The following is an 18104-nucleotide window of genomic DNA, read 5'->3' on the forward strand; positions in this document are numbered from 1 at the left end:
CCATAAGATTCTTTCTAATGATGGTTTGGTCGCTTTTCATTATAGGTCTTATGGGACTTTTTTTCTACAACAAAATAGGCTCCATAATTCCTATGGTGGTTTTACCCACTACAGAAATTATAGAGCCTAAAAAATAAGATGGAAAAGTGAGACTTTTCCATCTTATTTTTTGATTTGATAATAAATTTTATCAGCTATATATCCTTTTCGTTCAACTGCATTTAGAATCGTCTTCCAAAAAGTCATACCCGCCTTTTCCATAACACGACCAGATGCTGGGTTTAGACTTACATAGCAAGCATCAACCTCTTTAAATCTAATCTCATCCAGACAGAATGATAAAACTGACTTCAAGGCTTCTGTCATGATTCCTCGTCCCCAGTAGTCCATCCCTAAGATATATCCTATCTCACAGCTAGAGTTTTCTTCATCCACACTGACCAGACTAATATCTCCAATGACATGTGTTGGACTTTCTTTGAGACAAATAGCCCATTTGTAATAATCTGGATCGTCATAGGATTTTACCCAATTGCCTATAGAATTTCGAGTCTGTTCGACATTTAGGTGTGGATCCCAAGTCACATAGGTCAGATTTTCTGAGCGTGAAGCCCAATTATCAAACATGTCTTGAGCATCATCTTCCACAAATCTCCTTAATATCAAACGTTTTGTCTCAATAGTTTGTGTCCCTACTACTCTCATAATGGTAACTCTCTTTCTATTTTATGGATGGCTTCAAACTTGCATTGACATATCTCAGTCTCCTATTTCAAGTTATAAAGCGAAAAAGGTCCTCCGGACCTTCTTCGCTTTATCATTCTAGGCTCAGGGTTAAAACACTACACTCATAAACATTGAGAAAACAACAGTTTCCTCTAATTTCATGACGCAGTCGCTGTCTGGCTCGAAATGCACTTTAGCAAGTTTTTTCAAGCCTAGTCAGCCTTGCGGGGGTGAGACAACGAAATCGAACTCTTCGAGTTACCGATTTCTGTCTCACTCCCAAAACTTATCAAATACGGTGATTGGTAGGTGGCGTTTGTGTTGGCCTTTGTACCACCATTTTTCAATGGTTGCTTGGGCTTCTAGGCTTACTTGTTTACCTTCGAGGTAATCATCAATTTCATTGTAAGTGACTCCCAAGGCTACTTCGTCTGCAATGCCTGGTTTTTCTTCTTCCAAATCTGCTGTAGGAACTTTTTCATAGAGGGCTGGATCAGCTCCAAGCTCCTTCAAAAGTTGTTTTCCTTGGCGTTTATTGAGGCGATAAAGCGGGAGAATATCTGCACCACCGTCACCAAACTTGGTAAAGAAACCTGTGATATTTTCCGCAGCATGATCTGTCCCGATAACAGCTCCGCTATGAGCACCTGCAAGGGCATATTGGGCAATCATACGACTACGAGCCTTGATATTTCCCTTGTTGAAATCGGAAACTGCACTTCCTGTTGCTTCAACAGCTGCGGCCATAGCATCAGCAGATTCCTTGATATTCACTACCAGACTGACATCTGGCTGTATAAAAGCTAGGGCTTTTTGAGCATCTGCTTCATCAGCTTGCACTCCATAAGGCAGGCGAACTGCGATAAATTTATAACTATCATCCCCTGTTTCAGCTCTCATTTCTTCTATAGCTAGTTGAGCCAAGCGTCCTGCCAAGGTCGAGTCTTGTCCTCCAGAAATACCCAATACAAAAGTTTTTAGGAAAGGATGTTTCTTTAAATATCTTTTTAGAAAGTCAATCGAACGACGGATTTCTTCTTGGGCATCAATGACTGGTTTAACACCTAATTGTTGGATAATGGTCTCTTGCAAACTCATTCTTCTTCTCCTTCGCCTAGGGCTTCTTTACGCATCTTATCAATCAAGTCCATCTTGTCTTGCCATACATCACGAGCCAAGTCCACAGGATAATGTTGTGGGTTAAGAACACGTTTGTACTCGTCCCAGAGCTTGTCAAATTCCTTACGAGCATAGGCTTGGATTTCAGGCAGACTCGGTAAATCATAGACCAGCTTACCGTCCTTGAAGATGTTTACCAAGAGAGGAACGGCATCAAAATTTCGGACAGTTTTCTTGATGTAAGTATAGGTCGGATGGAACATCTTAATCTCCGTCATACTAGTAACATCTACACCATCGTATGTAATGTAGTCACCTTCAGACTTGCCTTTTTCACGGCTGGTGATACGCCAAACTTGTTTCTTACCTGGTGTTGAAACCTTCTCTGCATTGTTTGAAAGTTTGATAGTATTGCGCATCTGACCATTTTCATCTTCAATGGCAACAACCTTATAAACTGCTCCTAGAGCTGGTTGGTCATAGGCTGTAATGAGCTTAGTCCCAACACCCCAGACATCAATCTTAGCTTTTTGCATTTTGAGGTTAAGGATGGTATTTTCATCAAGGTCATTGGATGCATAAATCTTAGCATCCGTAAATCCTGCCTCGTCCAGTTGTTGACGAACTTTTTTAGAAATATAGGCGATATCACCAGAGTCAATACGAACTCCCTTAAAGTTAATCTTGTCACCTAATTCTCTTGCAACCTGAATGGCAGCAGGAACACCGATGCGAAGAGTATCGTAGGTATCCACTAGGAAGACACAGTTTTTGTGAGTTGAGGCATAAGCCTTGAAAGCCTGATAGTCATTCCCATAGACTTGAACCAAGGCATGGGCGTGAGTCCCTAAAACCGGAATTCCAAAGAGCTTACCAGCACGTACATTACTAGTCCCATTGGCACCACCAATGACAGCGGCACGAGTTCCCCAGATAGCTGCATCCATCTCTTGCGCACGACGTGTTCCGAACTCCATCAAAGGCTCATCTTCAATGACCGAGCGAATACGAGCAGCCTTGGTCGCAATCAAGGTTTGAAAATTAACAATATTTAAAAGAGCTGTTTCAACCAATTGACACTGTGCCAAAGGACCTTCCACTTGAACAATCGGTTCATTGGCAAATACCAAGTCCCCTTCCTGAGCAGAACGTACGGTCAACTCTAGCTTGAGATTACGAAGATATTCCAAAAAGTCTCCATGATAACCCAGTGACTCTAGATAAGCAATATCGCTATCAGAAAAGCGTAGGTTTTCTAAGTAGTTCACAATTCGTTCCAAACCTGCAAAAACAGCGTAGCCGTTTTTAAACGGTTGTTGGCGGAAATAAACTTCAAAAACCGCTTTCTTGTTATGAATCCCTTGGTCAAAGTAAACCTGCATCATGTTAATTTGATACAAATCCGTGTGCAATGTTAAACTATCATCTGGGTACATATACTGTCCTTCTTCCTTATTTGTAAAAAGATGAAAATGTTTCTTCTTTTCTCATAAATTAGTACTATTATAACACATTTTTTCGATATTGATAAAAAGCTAACAAGCTATTCTATGCTCTCAAGTTCATCCATATCCTGCTCAAACTTTTTCTGAGCCCATTCACCATAACTTTTTAAGCCTAAGTTTCCAATAAAGACCCAAGGAAGATAAAGGAGATATGTAATGACCCAAGCAGACAGGTATTTAACGTTCAAAGGATTGTGCTGATAAATTTCGATATTGAACTGGTAGTTTTGGAGCATCAAGATAGCTGTAATCACTAGAGTTAATAACAGGCAGCCTAAAATTGTAAAATGAAAACGACTATAATAGGTCACACCTAGACTTCGAGCACGGTTGAAAAAATAAAAAGTCCCAATAATGATAATGATGAGCATCATACTCGGATTAAAAAGACTTGGTGCTAACACTGATATGAAATAAGCTAGAAACAACAATCCGATAGAAATATGAAAACTCTCTGCGCCAGCTTTATGAAGTTGTTGCTCTTCTCTTTCGTCTAATAATTGATAATAATAAAATCTATTTTTCATCTTCTTCCTCCCAAAATAGTTGATCTAGAGTTTTTCCCAAGCATCTACAGATAGACTGGCAAAGGGATAGACTAGGATTATATTTCCCAGCTTCTATCAAGCCGATAGTCTGTCTAGTCACACCTACAGCTTCTGCCAAGTCACCTTGGGTCATATCAAGCTCCACTCGAGCGAGTTTTAATTTTAAATTCTTAGCCACTTCTTACCTCCTTTTAGATTTTAAAAAGTTGCACTTCTTTCCAAGTTCATTATATCATATATTTTACATTATGCAATATATATCTAACGTTTTGTGCGATTTTTTTAACAAAAATTCTCTACCAACTAAATGATAGAGAGTTTTCTACTTATTCAAATTTTTTCAAAATATCTACAACATCACTTCTATGTTTGACTTGGTAGGGTTTGATGCCTAAAGTCTCAGCCATCTTAGTATTGTCTGCTATATCATCAAGAAAGACACAATTTGCTGGATCCAACTGATATTTACGGAGAATTTCTTCAAACATTTTTCGATCAGGTTTGACAGCCTTGATATCACAAGAAAGAACGAATCCATCTAAGATTTCATTTAAAGGAGAGAGTTGTTCCTCTAATAATTCATAAAAAACTGGTGATGTATTTGACAAAACAAAAATACGATGGCCTTTTTCCTTTAAACGTACAAGAAGAGGAAAGACTTCCTTGTAAATATCAATGTAAGCAGGCCAATTCCAAATCACTTCTTCGACCTTTTCCCGATAACAATCCCCTAATAAAGAAAGAACCTTATCAACCAGTTCTTCCCGAGTCAAAGTCCCTAAGTCCAATCTTTCCCAGAGCCCCGACTGGAAAATAGACTTGTCTAAGATCAGATAATCTTTCTGAGTTTTAGCTACAGCTTTCAAAATCTTATCCTTGTTCCATTCCAGTAGAACATTACCCATATCTAGTATGATATCCATTAAGCCAACTCCATTATGATGTGTCGATTTCTTCGATCGTTCATTTTCCATTTACAACTCTTTTTGATAATAGTGCCTTTGTCCAGTGTAGGGATAATCTTTTAAGGTAAAGACTTCCTTGTAGCCCTTCTTTTGATAAAAGGCTGGCGCTTGAAACTGATAAGTATTCACAAAAGCAAAGCGACAGTTTCTCTTTTTAGCTTCACTCTCTGCTTGCTGCAATAGTTGGGAACCAACTCCTTGTCCTCGCAAATCCTCTTTCACAAATAAATACTCAATTTCTAGCCAATTTCCAAAGGTCTCTGCTACTAAACCAGCCATGAGTTGACCGCTATCATCTTCGACATAAAGGTTAAGTGGCTCACTTTCAGCTGCTTCTCTCTTAGAACGATTATAGGAGCGAATCAAATTCCCTATTTCCTGTGCTTTCTGAGACTCTGTATTCTCCAATCTAATGTGCATCAAAACCTCCTCAAAGACACTCACGCCTTGATTATATTCCTATTTTGAAGAACTGTCAAACTAAAAAACTCACCAACCTAAGTTGATGAGAGTAAAACTTATTTTCTAAATTTCCATTGGCTATAAATACCAAATGCGACAATCCAGATAGCTGAACCTCTAGCTCCCATTACAGTTGATTCTTGTAAGAAGAGTGTTCCAAATACAAAGATAAAAAAGAGCATGGTCAGAGGGTTTAGCAAGCGGTATTGAGGCATGAGATAGCCATTTGCCATAAAGTCTTTAGACTTGCGATACTTGAGATGGGCTACCATGATCAAGATGTAGATGGCGATATAAACACCTGATGAAGAAGCTGTAATCAAAGCAAAGGCATCTGATACGCCAGGAAGTACATTGATGAAGGCTGCAAAACCAATCAATACGGCAGAAGCAATGATTGCATTCTGAGGAACGTTGTGACGTGAGAGCGTGTCTGCCTTAATAGCTTTCAAGAAACGATTTGGTGAATCATGCGCAATTTGGTACAAGTGACGACCTGTTGAGTAAAGGGTTGAATTCAAGGCTGACGCTGCTGAAGTCAAGACAACAAAGTTAATCAAGGCTGCTGCCCACTTAAGACCAACAAGTTCAAACACTGTCACAAATGGTGAATCTGTCGCAGAAAGCTCACGCCAAGGAATAATAGACATGATGGCTAAGAGAGCTCCACCGTAGAAAAAGATAATTCGCAAAGGAATTTCCTTAACAGCCTTAGGCAATACTTTTCGAGGATCCTTGGTTTCAGATGTTGTAACACCGATAAATTCAATCATCAAGTATGCAAAGAAAACCATCTGGAAGGCCATGACAAAGTTCATACCTCCATTTGGGAAAAGGGAGAAATGATCACTGATATTGGCAAGGCTTGCTGAACCATAAGGCGTTTCAAAGCCAGTCAAAACTAGAAAAACACCTGTTGCAATCATGGCAAGAATGGCCACAATTTTAATCATAGCAAACCAAAATTCCACCTCACCAAAGATTTTAACAGCAATCAAGTTCACCAAGCCGAGTATTGTCAGAAATACAACCTGAATCAACCAAGAGGGCCAAGATGGAAACCAAAACTGAACGTAGTGAGCAATAGCTGTAATCTCGGCCATTCCGATAAAGACTACTGAGAGCCAATATGACCAGACTGAGAAGTAACCCCATCCCTGACCAAGATAACGCGTAATAAAGTTGATAAAGGTGTGTTGCTCCGGATCTTGGTACAACATTTCCCCGATAGCGCGCATCATAAGATACATGAAGCCACCCGTAATCATATATACCAGTACAATCGAGGGTCCTGTTAAACTAATGGAGCGACCTGCCCCGAGAAATAATCCTGTCCCGATTGTACCAGCAATGGCCATAACCTGAACATGGCGATTGGTTAACCCACGTTCCATTTTATTTTTCTTTTTGTGCTTATTTTCTGAATTCATATAGTCTCCTCTAGTTTTTAGAATTAAGAAAAGGAGTGATGGGAAGCGCTTTCCCTGTATCTACTCCTTCTTTTCATTCCTATTAAACTGTTTTTTCTACTTTTAAGATTTTAACATCATAGCTTCCTACAGGTGTTTCAATCGTAGCAGTATCACCTGTTTTCTTACCAATCAAGGCTTGCCCAATTGGGCTTTCATTTGATACTTTACCTGCAAAGGCATCTGCACCCGCTGATCCCACGATGATATATACTTCTTCGTCGTCTTCACCAATTTCTTGGATAGTGACTGTTTTCCCGATAGCAACTTCATCTTGAGCAACCGCATCGCTATTGACAATTTCAGCATAACGAATTTTTGTTTCCAAGCTAGAGATTTGTCCTTCAACGAAGGCTTGCTCGTCCTTAGCTGCTTCATACTCACTATTTTCTGACAAGTCACCGTATGAACGCGCAATCTTGATGCGTTCTACAACTTCTGGACGACGAACTAGTTTCAACTCTTCTAATTCTTTTTCGAGTTTTTCCTTTTCTTCAAGGGTCATTGGATATGTTTTTTCTGCCATTTTTCTCAACTTTCTTTTGAATAAATTTAAATTTCTTTAGATAGTAAAGCAAAATTATGTGGTAAACCACATAATTTCACAATGAAGACAAAGTCTTTTTAAAGCTTTCCTTAAATGATTTTAGTCAGTATCGATCTTTTAAAATCTGTGCCTAAACCTAATGATTCTATCACTTCTAGACTCAGGTTCAAACAAGAGGTAAGTTTTTACTTTTGCAATTTCCGAACGCCTAAAACTTATAGATTTCAGGCGTTTCTGATCATAGTGGAAAGACCGATGTGACTTGCTATTCCTGTAAAAAGAAGAGATTCTCTTCTTTTTACGGATTTATTAGCAAATCTTGTTCTAAGAGTTAGTTTGAACTACTTGATTGTGTCAGTTTACTGTTGACATGCTCTGCAACGTTTCGATCATGTTCTTCTCGTGTCGTTGCAAAGTAAACCTTGCCATCTTGTACGTTGGCTACAAAGTAAAGATTGTCACTCTTAGTTTGATTGATACTTGCTTCAATTGCATCCAGACTTGGACTGTCTACTGGACCAGGCATTAAGCCAAGGTTTGTATAAACATTATATGGTGAATTGATTGTTGTATCAATTGCTGCATCATCTGCCAAGCTAATATTTTGTCCTAGCTTACCTTCTGCATAGAGAATAGCAATGTTACTTTGAAGTGGCATACCAAGGTTCAAACGATTATAGAAGACTCCAGCGATCAGTTTGCGATCGTCAGTTTTCAATCCTTCTTTTTCCACAAGTGATGCGATGGTGAGGAGTTCATTCACTGTCAAGTTCTTTTCTTTGATTGCAGTGTAATGTGCTGACAAGTTTTTGTCCATAGTTGCCACCATTTCATCAATCAAGCTTTCAATAGTTGTGCTTTCTTTGATAGCATAAGTTGCTGGGAATAGGTACCCTTCTAAACGATAACGAACACCACTTTCTTTAGTTGGTAGACTTCCGAGAAGGGTTGGGTACTTAGCAACTAATTGAGAGATGAAGGTTTCATCTTGCACTTTTGCCAAGAAGGCATCAGCAGTCAAAGGTTCTTTAAAGTCTCCTTGAAGCTGACCAACTGTTTGTGCGATTTGATCAAGGGTATATCCTTCAGGGATTGTAAGATTTGCAAGTGCAACTTCTTGAGGTTGAGGCGTTCCACCCTTTTGCAATTCTTTGATGATATCATCTGTACTCATGCTCTTTTGCAAATTATAGTAACCAGATTTCAAATCATTGTAGTCTTTATACTTAGCATAAAGGCTAAAGATAAAACCGTGTTTTACCAATTCAGATTTTTCTAAGGTATCACCAATTTGCTGAAGATTGGCCCCTTCTGGAATCTGAACCGTAACATACTGTTTTGAATTAGCATCAACCGGTTGGAGTGCAGATTCGACATAACGGTAACCAAAGAATCCACCCACACCTAGTAAAATCAATAAAACAAATACTGTTACGAAAAATCCTTTCAAGCGTGATTTTTTCTTTTTCTTGATTGGTTTCACTGATTCTTTACGACTTCTTCTAGGAAGTTCAGTTCTAGTTTCAACTGGAGCAACTGGTTCTTGACTTGGAGTTTCTTTTGCAAGAACTGTTGGTTTCGGTTGAGGTTTAATATTCTTTCGAGCAGGACTTGGTTTGGTCTGATTCGTACGATAAGAAACTGGAATCCTTGTCGAATTAGCATTGAACTCTTTCTCTTCTTGAACCGGCTGAGCAGGTACATGAGATTCAACTCGATCTACAGTAGGTACTACTGGTTCTGTAGCTACTGCGGATTCTGTAGGTGTAACTTCTGCTGGAACTACAGCTGGTTCTGCAGGTGTAACTTCTGCTGGAACTACAGCTGGTTCTGCAGGTGTAACTTTTTCTGGAGCCACAGCTGGTTCTGCAGGTGTAACTTCTGCTGGAACTACAGCTGGTTCAACAGGTTCTTCTGATGATAAAGATGGACGTGGTGGAACTGTTGGAGCATTAGCAAATAGTTCATCCACTAGTGAAACTGAATCTTCCATCAAATCTTCTACAGACGGCTCTTTCACTAATTCATCTGTCTTTGAAAGATTACTGAAATCAGAGAAAAGCTCATCCTTACCACTCTCGGTAGCGTTAACCTCTTCTTCTCTTTTCAATCTTTCTAAATCTCGTAAAATTTGTTCTTTAAAACTTAACTTTTCTTCTTCTCGAGAATTTTCGCTCAAAGGTATTACCTCCTTGTTGATAATCCATAATATTATATCTCAAAAACTAAAGAAAAGCAACCATAGATGCCTTTCTGATGCCTAATTCGTGTTTTCCCAGACCATATCATACCATTCTTCACCAGCAAAAGTCGACTTGGATTTTCCTTCATTCACAAAACCATGTTTCTCATAATAGCCAATGAGATAGTCATGGCAAGTCAGATTGATTCCCTCACGCTCATGCTCAAGAGCGAGATCTTTTAAAGCGGTCAATAATTTTCGTCCGACACCTAACGCTTGAGCTTTCTTAGCAATGGATAGACAAGTCACAGAGATATAGCCACCTTTTTGACGGCTGTAATCTTTAATGTCTTCTGTAAAGGACTGGTCTTGTAAATGTCGATGAGGAACTACTGGTCCCTCAATATAGCCTAGTATTTCCCCCTCTTTTTCAGCCACTAAAAAACTGGTCTTGATTTCCTTCAGATGAGCTTCAAAAACAGGACGAGGAATGGCTTCTTCAATTGAAAAATTTTCTAGTTCAATTTCAAAGATACGATCTAAATCTGTCAATCTAGCTTGTCTAATAATCATAGTTCCTCCTGATAATAGGGATTCTGCCATCGCATGAGAAAGGCAACTTCACTGCTCCTTTCTCCATCTACGATCCCTTGTTCCACAAATCCATTCATTTCAAAGTAGGCCAGCAACTCATCCTCACAAAGCAAATAAATACCTGGTCTATTTTGCTGACGGGTAACTTCCTTCAAAGCTGCTAGCAACAAGGTTCCAAAGCCTTGCCCTTGGTAATCTGGATGAACAGCTAAATCTTCAAGGATGATTGCGTTCTCACTAATGAATTCCTCATCTCCGATCTCAAGCATCCATTGTCTTAAAGAGGGAATAGGAGGTGTCGTCGCAGCGATATAAGCAATCTCTTGGTCATCCAGGCTAGCTAAGAGAAACGTACCCGCATGGTTGCGGATACGTTCTTCTATTATTTCTCTATTCAATACTTCTAGGGAGTTTGAAATACTTTCTTGTATCAAGCAAATCTGATTTATATCTGATTGCTGTGCTTCCCTGATTTTAATTGGAAATTCCATGCTCTTCCTTACTGAACATTACTTGTCAAATTAGACAAGAGACGTTCGAATGAATATTCATAAGTTTGGATATCGCCAGCTCCCATGAAAACATAAACAGCATTGTCATGGTCTAGGAGTGGAGAAACATTTTCAACTGTGATAACTTGATGTTTCTTATTGATTTTATTGGCAAGGTCTTCTACCTTGACATCACCATGGTCCACCTCACGAGCTGAACCGTAGATTTGTGCGAGGTAAACTGCATCAGCCTGATTCAAGGCTTGGGCAAAATCATCCAACAAGGCGATGGTACGAGTAAAAGTATGCGGTTGGAAGATAGCCACGATTTCCTTGCTTGGGTATTTTTGACGTGCAGCATCAAGAGTCGCTACGATTTCAGTTGGATGGTGAGCAAAATCATCGATGATAACAGTGTCATTGACAATCTTTTCTGTAAAGCGACGTTTCACTCCACCAAAAGTCTTCAAGTGTTCACGCACTAAATTCAAATCAAAGCCAGCAGTATAAAGCAAACCAATCACTGCTGTGGCATTCATGATGTTGTGGCGACCGAAAGTTGGAATGTGGAATTGGCCCAACTCTTGACCACGGAAGTGAACGGTAAAAGTTGAACCTGTTGTGGAACGAAGCAAGTCACTTGCTACAAAGTCATTACCTTCTGTTTCAAAACCGTAATAATAGATTGGGGCATTTGCTGTAATCTTACGCAACTCAGCATCTTCACCGTAAACGAACAAGCCTTTAGTAATTTGTTTGGCATAATCATTGAAGGCGTTGAAGACATCTTCCAAGCTTGTGAAATAGTCAGGGTGGTCAAAATCGATGTTAGTGATGATAGAGTACTCTGGGTGATAGGGCATGAAATGGCGCTCATACTCGTCTGATTCAAAGACAAAATACTTGGCATTTTCAGAACCACGACCTGTACCATCTCCGATCAAGTAGCTAGTATCAGTGATGTGTGACAAGACGTGAGAAAGCATCCCAGTTGTTGAAGTCTTACCGTGTGCACCAGCAACTCCCATACTGATAAAGTCACGCATAAAACTACCAAGAAACTCATGATAACGTTTATAGCTGATACCATTTTGGTCCGCATAAGCAATTTCAACATTGTTATCTGGACGGAAGGCATTACCAGCGATAATTTCTAAGTCACCTTGAAGATTTTTTTCATCAAAAGGTAAAATTGTAATCCCTGCTTGCTCTAGTCCACGTTGTGTAAAGTAGTACTTTTCAACGTCAGAACCTTGCACCTTGTGCCCCATTTGATGCAACATCAAAGCCAAGGCACTCATACCTGATCCTTTGATTCCGATAAAATGATAGGTTTTTGCCATTTTCTTCCCCTCTATTCGCTCATTCTAGTCAAGTTAAGCTCTTGAGCCACTTGACGTTCTTGTTCTTTTTGTTTACTTTTTTTGTTATAAATTTGGCTTTTCTTTAAAAAGTCATAATTGTTTTTCTTGGAATGACTTGTTTCACCATCTGAAATTGGATGTTCCACTTGAGAAACTGTTTCTGCCAAAATATAGTGAGATTGACCTAACTTCTGACTATATTTCGCAAATTCTCCTGGATTTTCCTTTTGAAAAGGTGCTGTCGGTTGATTTGCTGGACGCACATGGCTTGTCTTCGGTTGACGTCTCGTATGACTTACATCCTGAGTCAAATATCTAGCCGAGCGCTTCTTTTTCAAATCCGCGCGCGCTTCTTCACGCGCTAATTCAGCATAGGATTTTTCTTTTTTCTCACTCTGTTTTACAAGAGGCTTGGCTTCCTCTTGCTTTTTTTCTTCAGTGATTGGAGACCATTCCAAGTAGTTTTTGTCTTGGTAATCACCTTTTATATTACTGATGAAATCAGACTCATCGTAGAGATTCATAACTGGCATTTCTGTCAACATGACTTCATCATCTGCCACTATTGGAAATCGTTTTTGTGTCATATTTATTTCCTTTCAATACTCCATTATAGCGTAATGTCTTGATTTTTCAAGTATAGGCTCATGAAATCCCTAAAATTTCTCGTATTTCAGCTAGACTCAGACTGCCACGAGACTCTGTTCCATCCAAGATTTCAGAAACAAGATTTTTCTTTTTCTCTTGTAATTCTTGAATCTTTTCTTCAATTGTACCTCGAGTCACAAGGCGATAAACTTCAACAGCCTGCTCTTGCCCCATACGATGGGCTCGACCGATAGCCTGAGATTCAACTGCAGGATTCCACCATAAGTCTACTAGAATGACCGTATCCGCACCAGTGAGATTGAGCCCTACCCCACCAGCCTTTAGAGAAATCAAGAATACATCGCGCTCTCCTTGGTTAAAAGCCTTGGTCATTTCCTGACGTTCTTGAGAAGGAGTTGAGCCCGTAATTTTAAAGGAAGTCAAGCCTAAGTCAGGTAGCTCTTGCTCAATCCGATCCAACATACCTCTAAATTGTGAGAAGATGAGTACACGATGACCTCCTTCCGCAATCTGAACCAGCAAATCTCGTAAACTATCCAGCTTCCCGCTCTCTCCTTGGTAGTCCTCCATAAAGAGCGCAGGTGTATCACAAATCTGACGCAGACGCATGAGACCAGTAAAAATTTCGACGCGATTTCGTTGAAATTCCGAATCGCTTACCTGTCCCAGACGCTCCTGCATCTGTTGTAGCTGAGCAAGATAGATAGCTTTTTGTTGATCCTCCAGTTCATTCTTATAGACGACTTCAATCAAGTCAGGCAACTCTGTCAAAACCTCCTCTTTCTTACGTCTCATGACAAAGGGTTTGATAAATTGAGCCACTCTTTCAGTTGATAGTTTCATAAACTCCTTCTTAGCAGGTAAGAGGCCTGGTAAGACAATCTGAAAAATCGACCAAAGCTCTCCTAGGTGGTTTTCAATTGGAGTTCCTGAGAGGGCAAAAACAGATGGAACTACAAACTGTCGCAAACTTTGTGCTATCTTGGTCTGTGCATTTTTCATCACTTGAGCTTCATCTAGAAAAAGAAAATCAAAAGGTAGGTTTCGATAAATCTCACTGTCCTGACGGAAAGTAGCATAGCTTGTAACATAAATCTGATGATTTTCTGCCAAAATTGACTCTCGATGAGATTTTAAGCCATGCACAACCGCTACATCCAAATCTGGAGCAAACTTTTGAAATTCATCAGCCCAGTTATAGATTAAGCCAGATGGAGCAAGGATTAGGACACTAGTATCTGCTTGAACCTGACTACTTAAAAAGGCAATGGTTTGCAAGGTCTTCCCAAGCCCCATATCATCTGCTAAAATCCCACCAAAGCCATAATGGTGAAGCATCTGCAGCCACTGAATTCCCTTTTTCTGATAGTCTCTAAGTTCTGCTTGGATATTCAGCTCTTTCATCGGAAAATCTTCTGGATGCGTCAAATCATGGGCCAGATTGCGAAATTCTTCGGTGAAAGAAATTTGATCCTGATTCTTAAATAGATGAGATAGGGTATAAGCTAGGGATTTACGAGCTCGAAAAGCTCCATCTTGTAGGTCCTCTATCCCTAATTCTTCTAAATCCTGACGGATACGCTTGGTCTGATCATCGAAATAGTAAACCTGATTCGAAGAGCTGATATAATAATCCTGCTTCTCAACTAGAGCTTTCATCGCTCGATCGATTTCTTCTTGATCTATATTTTGAAAATCAAATTGAATTTCTAATAGGCTTCCCTTGGATGAGATGTGAACTTGAGGCTTCTGAACCTGATAAAGGTCTTGCAAGCTCTCAGAAATCCTTAATTCTCCAAGCGCTTCAAAGGATGGCAAAACTTCCTGAAAGAAGGCATGAACTGCATCAGCTTTCAAACTTTGACGCCATGAACGAAAATCTGCTTCAAATCCAGCAGATAGAGCCAACTGAAAGATTTGCTTCTCCAGTTGAATATCACTAGCAAAAGGAAGACTCTCTAGTTCATTGCGATTCGTTACTAAGCAAGTTTCATACTGAAACTGCATATCCAAACGGATAGAACCGTCCTCTTCTCCTTCCATGTAGAACGAAGGACGGAAAGTCTGAATTTGAAGCGTATCAGGAGCTTTTACCTCTCCTATGTCTTTAAACTGCGACAAGGTCGAAGCTAAAAGATCTCGATCACTAGTATCAAATTGTAAAATCTTTCTACCACTTTTATCAATAGGGACTTTTTTTAATTTTTCTATAAGTCTAGCTTGTTCTTTAGACAGAAGATAAAATGTACCTTTAGTAAACAAGACTTGTCCCTTATAAAACGAATTAAGTCCTACCTGTTGAAAAATTTCCATCTCATAATAGTTGGATTTTTCTTCAATTTGAAAGGTAAATAAGCCTGCTTGACCATCAAAATCTTGAAATACAAGATGAGAGTAGCTTGAAATCTGATGGTCAAATTGGAATTCATCTAATCCCATCAGCAGACTAACACCCTGCTCAAAAAAAGACAGCGGGAAATAGAGATGACGACCTTGATTTTGGAAAAAGAGGGCATTTTCAACCTCATCTTCTACAATTCCCTGAAGGAAATTCAGAACAAATTGGCTACTTTCATCAAACTGACGAATATTCAAGGAAGTTTCATATAACTTTCCAATCATATAGGGTTTACTAGTTTCTAACACCTTCAGAAAAAGGGGGATATCTCGGATTACATAAAATTTCTGCGTCTGGATAAGACTGACTCTCAAAGTCCAAATAATGCGATTAGTCCCTGCTTCAATCTGCCCCTGAGCAGACAACTGATAGATTTCAGAAAGGCTAGGAATTTGAATGGATTCTAAAAACTTTCCTCCAAAAGTAACCTGAGTTTCAACTTCTTCTTTCTGTTCGTGCACATTTTCTAGATTTTGTAAAAGTTCTTGACCCAGTTGATCATTTTTTAGGTAATGTTCTAGCGCTGCCAAATGGACACAGAACCCTCTTTTTTGAAAAAAGTCACAAGCACAAAAAACCAGTTCATCATCAAGACTGTAACGAATTTCAGCCTCCCCTACACGAGCATAGAGACGATGATCTTTCTCTTTGATAATTTCAATCTGACTAGTTTCGTAGAGTTGAGCTCCCTCCATTCGAAGCTTTCCTGGAATCAATTTAGCCATATTTTCCCCTTTACTTTATCTCTTAATTATACCACATTTCTTCTTACGAAAATAGCCTCCTAGGGTACTTTTCCCCAGAAGGCTGGCTTCTTAAAATTTAGCGAAAGTAGCAATGATTCGTTGACAAACTTCTTCCAAGACAGATGTCGGCATGGAGACATTGAGGCGGGCATGGAGACTTCCTTCCTCCCCAAAATCCAAACCACGATTGAGAATAACCTTGGCTTCATTTCTCAAAAGCTCTTGCAATTTTTCATCAGTCAGGTCATAGGCTGAAAAATCAAGCCAAATCAAGTAGGTTCCCTGCGGTTTCATAACCTTGATTTTCGTTTCTTTTCCAAACACATCGACTACATAATTGATGTGTTTCTCAATCAGTTCTTTGAGTTCTGTCAACCAATCTTCACCATAGCGATAGGCAGCTTCTGTTGCTAAGTATCCTAATCCTGAAATTTCATGTTGATTATTAGCTAGCTGGCGTTTTTGGAAAGCAACTCTTAACTTAGGATTCTCGATGATAGCATAGGAATTCTTTGTTCCAGCAATGTTGAAGGTCTTGGTAGCGCTGCTTAAAATCAGTGAGAATTCTTTAAAATCAGGGTTGACAGTATTGAAAGACTGGTGTTTGTGACCAAAGAGGGCCAAATCTTGGTGAATCTCATCAGACACTAGCAAAACTCCATGTTTTTGACACAGTTGTCCAATCTTCTCCAACACTTCCTTTTCCCACACACGTCCACCAGGATTGTGAGGATTGCAAAGGATATAGAGTTTGACACCCTCTTCTACCAAATCCTTCTCCAGTTGGTTAAAGTCAATCTCAAACAGACCATCCTTTTCCACCAAAGAATTGGTAATCAATCTGCGGTTATTCAACTTGACATTGCGAGCAAAAGGTGGATAGACAGGTGTATTAATCAAAACTGCTTCACCTTCTTTTGTAAAGGCTTGAATGGCTGTTGAGATGGCTGGTACCACACCCTCGATAAAGACAAGGGCCTCTTTGTCAAAGTGATAACCGTGTTGTGAGGCTTCCCACTTTTGAACTTCCTTAATTAACTCTTCACTGGCATAGGTATAGCCATAAACCAGTTGATTAGCGTAAGTCTGCACAGCTTGGCGGATTTCAGGCAAGACTACAAAGTCCATATCCGCTATCCAAGCTGGTAGGACTTCACTATCCGTTTCTGCCTCTTTCCATTTATAGGTATGGTGCCCTAAACGATTGGGCAGAGTCGTAAAATCATATTTTCCCATAGTCTTATCCTTCCAAGGCTTGACGCAAATCTTCAATCAAATCCCTAGCATCCTCAATACCAATAGACAAGCGTAAAAGGTCATCTGTTAATCCATAAGAATGACGAACCTCTGCCGGAATGTCTGCATGGGTTTGAGTGGTTGGATAGGTAATCAGACTTTCTACTCCACCTAAACTTTCAGCAAAAGAGAATACTTTCAAAGTATTCAAGATATGAGGGATTCGTTTTTCATCTGCCACTTTAAAGGAAATCATTCCCCCTCGTCCTGTATACAAAACTTCTTTGACTGCAGGTGATTGTTCTAAAAATGCTACGATTTCTTGAGCATTAGCTGTTGAGCGCTCCATACGAAGTGACAAGGTCTTGAGACCACGAATCAATTGATAACTATCAAATGGTGACAAAACAGCCCCTGTCGTATTGAGATTGTAAAAGAGTTTTTCGTACAAATCAGCATTATCTGTCACAACTACACCAGCTAGAACATCATTATGGCCTGCAAGGTATTTTGTTGCTGAATGAAGAACAATATCTGCTCCATCTTCAATTGGACGTTGGTAAATCGGACTATAGAAGGTATTGTCGACGACAACTTTAGCGCCCTTAGCATGAGCTAATTGAGCCAATTTTTTAATATCAAATTCCAACATCAAAGGGTTGGTTGGTGTTTCGATATAAAGTACATCCACATCCTTTTCTAGCTCGGCAATTAGCTCTTCTTCTGTGTTGGCATAGGTAAAGTGGAATCTTCCTTCCTGCTCCACTTGATTGAACCAGCGGAAAGAACCACCGTAAAGGTCACGGACAGCCAAAACCTTGCTTCCTACTGGAAAAATGCTAAAGGCTAACACAATCGCAGACATACCTGAACTAGTCGCCAAAGCATACTTGGCTGATTCAATTGCTGCCAAAACTCCCTCTGCCTTGCTACGAGTTGGGTTTTTAGTGCGTGTATAGTCAAATCCAGTTGATTGACCAAATTGTGGATGCTGATAAGTCGTTGAAAAGTGAATTGGTGTTACCAAAGCACCTGTCGCTTTATCTGACTTGATACCTGCTTGTGCTAAAATTGTGTTGATGTGAAATGATTTGCTCATACTTTACCTCCAAATCTATAGTAACTATTGTACCACTTATTTTG

Annotated in this window: 17 protein-coding genes; all 17 read right to left on the bottom strand. The window is 39.7% G+C overall.

Features of this window, described 5'->3' with window-relative positions; all coding sequences use genetic code 11:
- Nucleotides 1–162: 162 nt before the first annotated feature.
- The gene (locus QM877_RS02365; RefSeq protein ID WP_414317458.1) at nucleotides 163–705 is read right to left on the bottom strand and encodes a GNAT family N-acetyltransferase; all 543 of its coding nucleotides are present in this window, start codon (nucleotides 703–705) and stop codon (nucleotides 163–165) included.
- A gap of 294 nt (nucleotides 706–999) precedes the next feature.
- Nucleotides 1000–1824, bottom strand: a complete 825-nt coding sequence (gene nadE, locus QM877_RS02370) for an ammonia-dependent NAD(+) synthetase (protein ID WP_414317459.1) — start codon at nucleotides 1822–1824, stop codon at nucleotides 1000–1002.
- Entirely contained in the window at nucleotides 1821–3281 is a 1461-nt protein-coding gene (locus QM877_RS02375; RefSeq protein WP_414317460.1) for a nicotinate phosphoribosyltransferase, read from the bottom strand. Before QM877_RS02375 ends, nadE begins: the two co-directional genes overlap by 4 nt.
- 107 nt (nucleotides 3282–3388) lie before the next feature.
- Entirely contained in the window at nucleotides 3389–3877 is a 489-nt protein-coding gene (locus QM877_RS02380) for a DUF6773 family protein (RefSeq protein ID WP_414317461.1), read from the bottom strand.
- A complete protein-coding gene (locus QM877_RS02385) occupies nucleotides 3867–4076 on the bottom strand; it encodes a helix-turn-helix transcriptional regulator (RefSeq protein ID WP_001107501.1) in 210 nt (69 codons plus the stop codon). The genes QM877_RS02380 and QM877_RS02385 overlap by 11 nt, the downstream gene beginning before the upstream one ends.
- Nucleotides 4077–4224: 148 nt before the next feature.
- On the bottom strand, nucleotides 4225–4872 hold the full coding sequence (locus QM877_RS02390; RefSeq protein WP_414317462.1) for an HAD family hydrolase: 648 nt from the start codon (nucleotides 4870–4872) through the stop codon (nucleotides 4225–4227).
- Complete coding sequence (locus QM877_RS02395) at nucleotides 4873–5283, bottom strand: GNAT family N-acetyltransferase (protein WP_414317463.1); 411 nt, start codon at nucleotides 5281–5283, stop codon at nucleotides 4873–4875. It abuts the gene before it with no gap.
- Between the two features lie 98 nt (nucleotides 5284–5381).
- Entirely contained in the window at nucleotides 5382–6755 is a 1374-nt protein-coding gene (locus QM877_RS02400; RefSeq protein ID WP_075227144.1) for an amino acid permease, read from the bottom strand.
- 82 nt (nucleotides 6756–6837) lie between these two features.
- The gene (gene greA / locus QM877_RS02405; RefSeq protein WP_000818756.1) at nucleotides 6838–7320 is read right to left on the bottom strand and encodes a transcription elongation factor GreA; all 483 of its coding nucleotides are present in this window, start codon (nucleotides 7318–7320) and stop codon (nucleotides 6838–6840) included.
- A gap of 352 nt (nucleotides 7321–7672) precedes the next feature.
- On the bottom strand, nucleotides 7673–9520 hold the full coding sequence (gene mltG, locus QM877_RS02410; protein WP_414317464.1) for an endolytic transglycosylase MltG: 1848 nt from the start codon (nucleotides 9518–9520) through the stop codon (nucleotides 7673–7675).
- Between the two features lie 81 nt (nucleotides 9521–9601).
- On the bottom strand, nucleotides 9602–10096 hold the full coding sequence (locus QM877_RS02415; RefSeq protein WP_371559372.1) for a GNAT family N-acetyltransferase: 495 nt from the start codon (nucleotides 10094–10096) through the stop codon (nucleotides 9602–9604).
- Nucleotides 10093–10608, bottom strand: a complete 516-nt coding sequence (locus QM877_RS02420; RefSeq protein WP_414317465.1) for a GNAT family N-acetyltransferase — start codon at nucleotides 10606–10608, stop codon at nucleotides 10093–10095. The genes QM877_RS02415 and QM877_RS02420 overlap by 4 nt, the downstream gene beginning before the upstream one ends.
- Nucleotides 10609–10616: 8 nt before the next feature.
- Nucleotides 10617–11951 (bottom strand): UDP-N-acetylmuramate--L-alanine ligase, encoded by a 1335-nt coding sequence (gene murC / locus QM877_RS02425; protein ID WP_414317466.1) that lies wholly within the window; start codon nucleotides 11949–11951, stop codon nucleotides 10617–10619.
- Nucleotides 11952–11962: 11 nt separating this feature from the next.
- Nucleotides 11963–12559, bottom strand: coding sequence for a cystathionine gamma-synthase (locus QM877_RS02430; protein ID WP_414317467.1), 597 nt, complete (start codon nucleotides 12557–12559; stop codon nucleotides 11963–11965).
- A gap of 58 nt (nucleotides 12560–12617) precedes the next feature.
- Nucleotides 12618–15704, bottom strand: a complete 3087-nt coding sequence (locus tag QM877_RS02435; protein WP_414317468.1) for a DEAD/DEAH box helicase — start codon at nucleotides 15702–15704, stop codon at nucleotides 12618–12620.
- Between the two features lie 90 nt (nucleotides 15705–15794).
- A complete protein-coding gene (locus tag QM877_RS02440; RefSeq protein WP_414317469.1) occupies nucleotides 15795–16961 on the bottom strand; it encodes a MalY/PatB family protein in 1167 nt (388 codons plus the stop codon).
- Between the two features lie 4 nt (nucleotides 16962–16965).
- Nucleotides 16966–18060, bottom strand: a complete 1095-nt coding sequence (locus QM877_RS02445; RefSeq protein ID WP_414317470.1) for a cystathionine gamma-synthase — start codon at nucleotides 18058–18060, stop codon at nucleotides 16966–16968.
- Between the last annotated feature and the right edge of the window lie 44 nt (nucleotides 18061–18104).

Source organism: Streptococcus infantis (assembly GCF_047463655.1).
In the GTDB taxonomy this organism is placed as follows: domain Bacteria; phylum Bacillota; class Bacilli; order Lactobacillales; family Streptococcaceae; genus Streptococcus; species Streptococcus infantis_Z.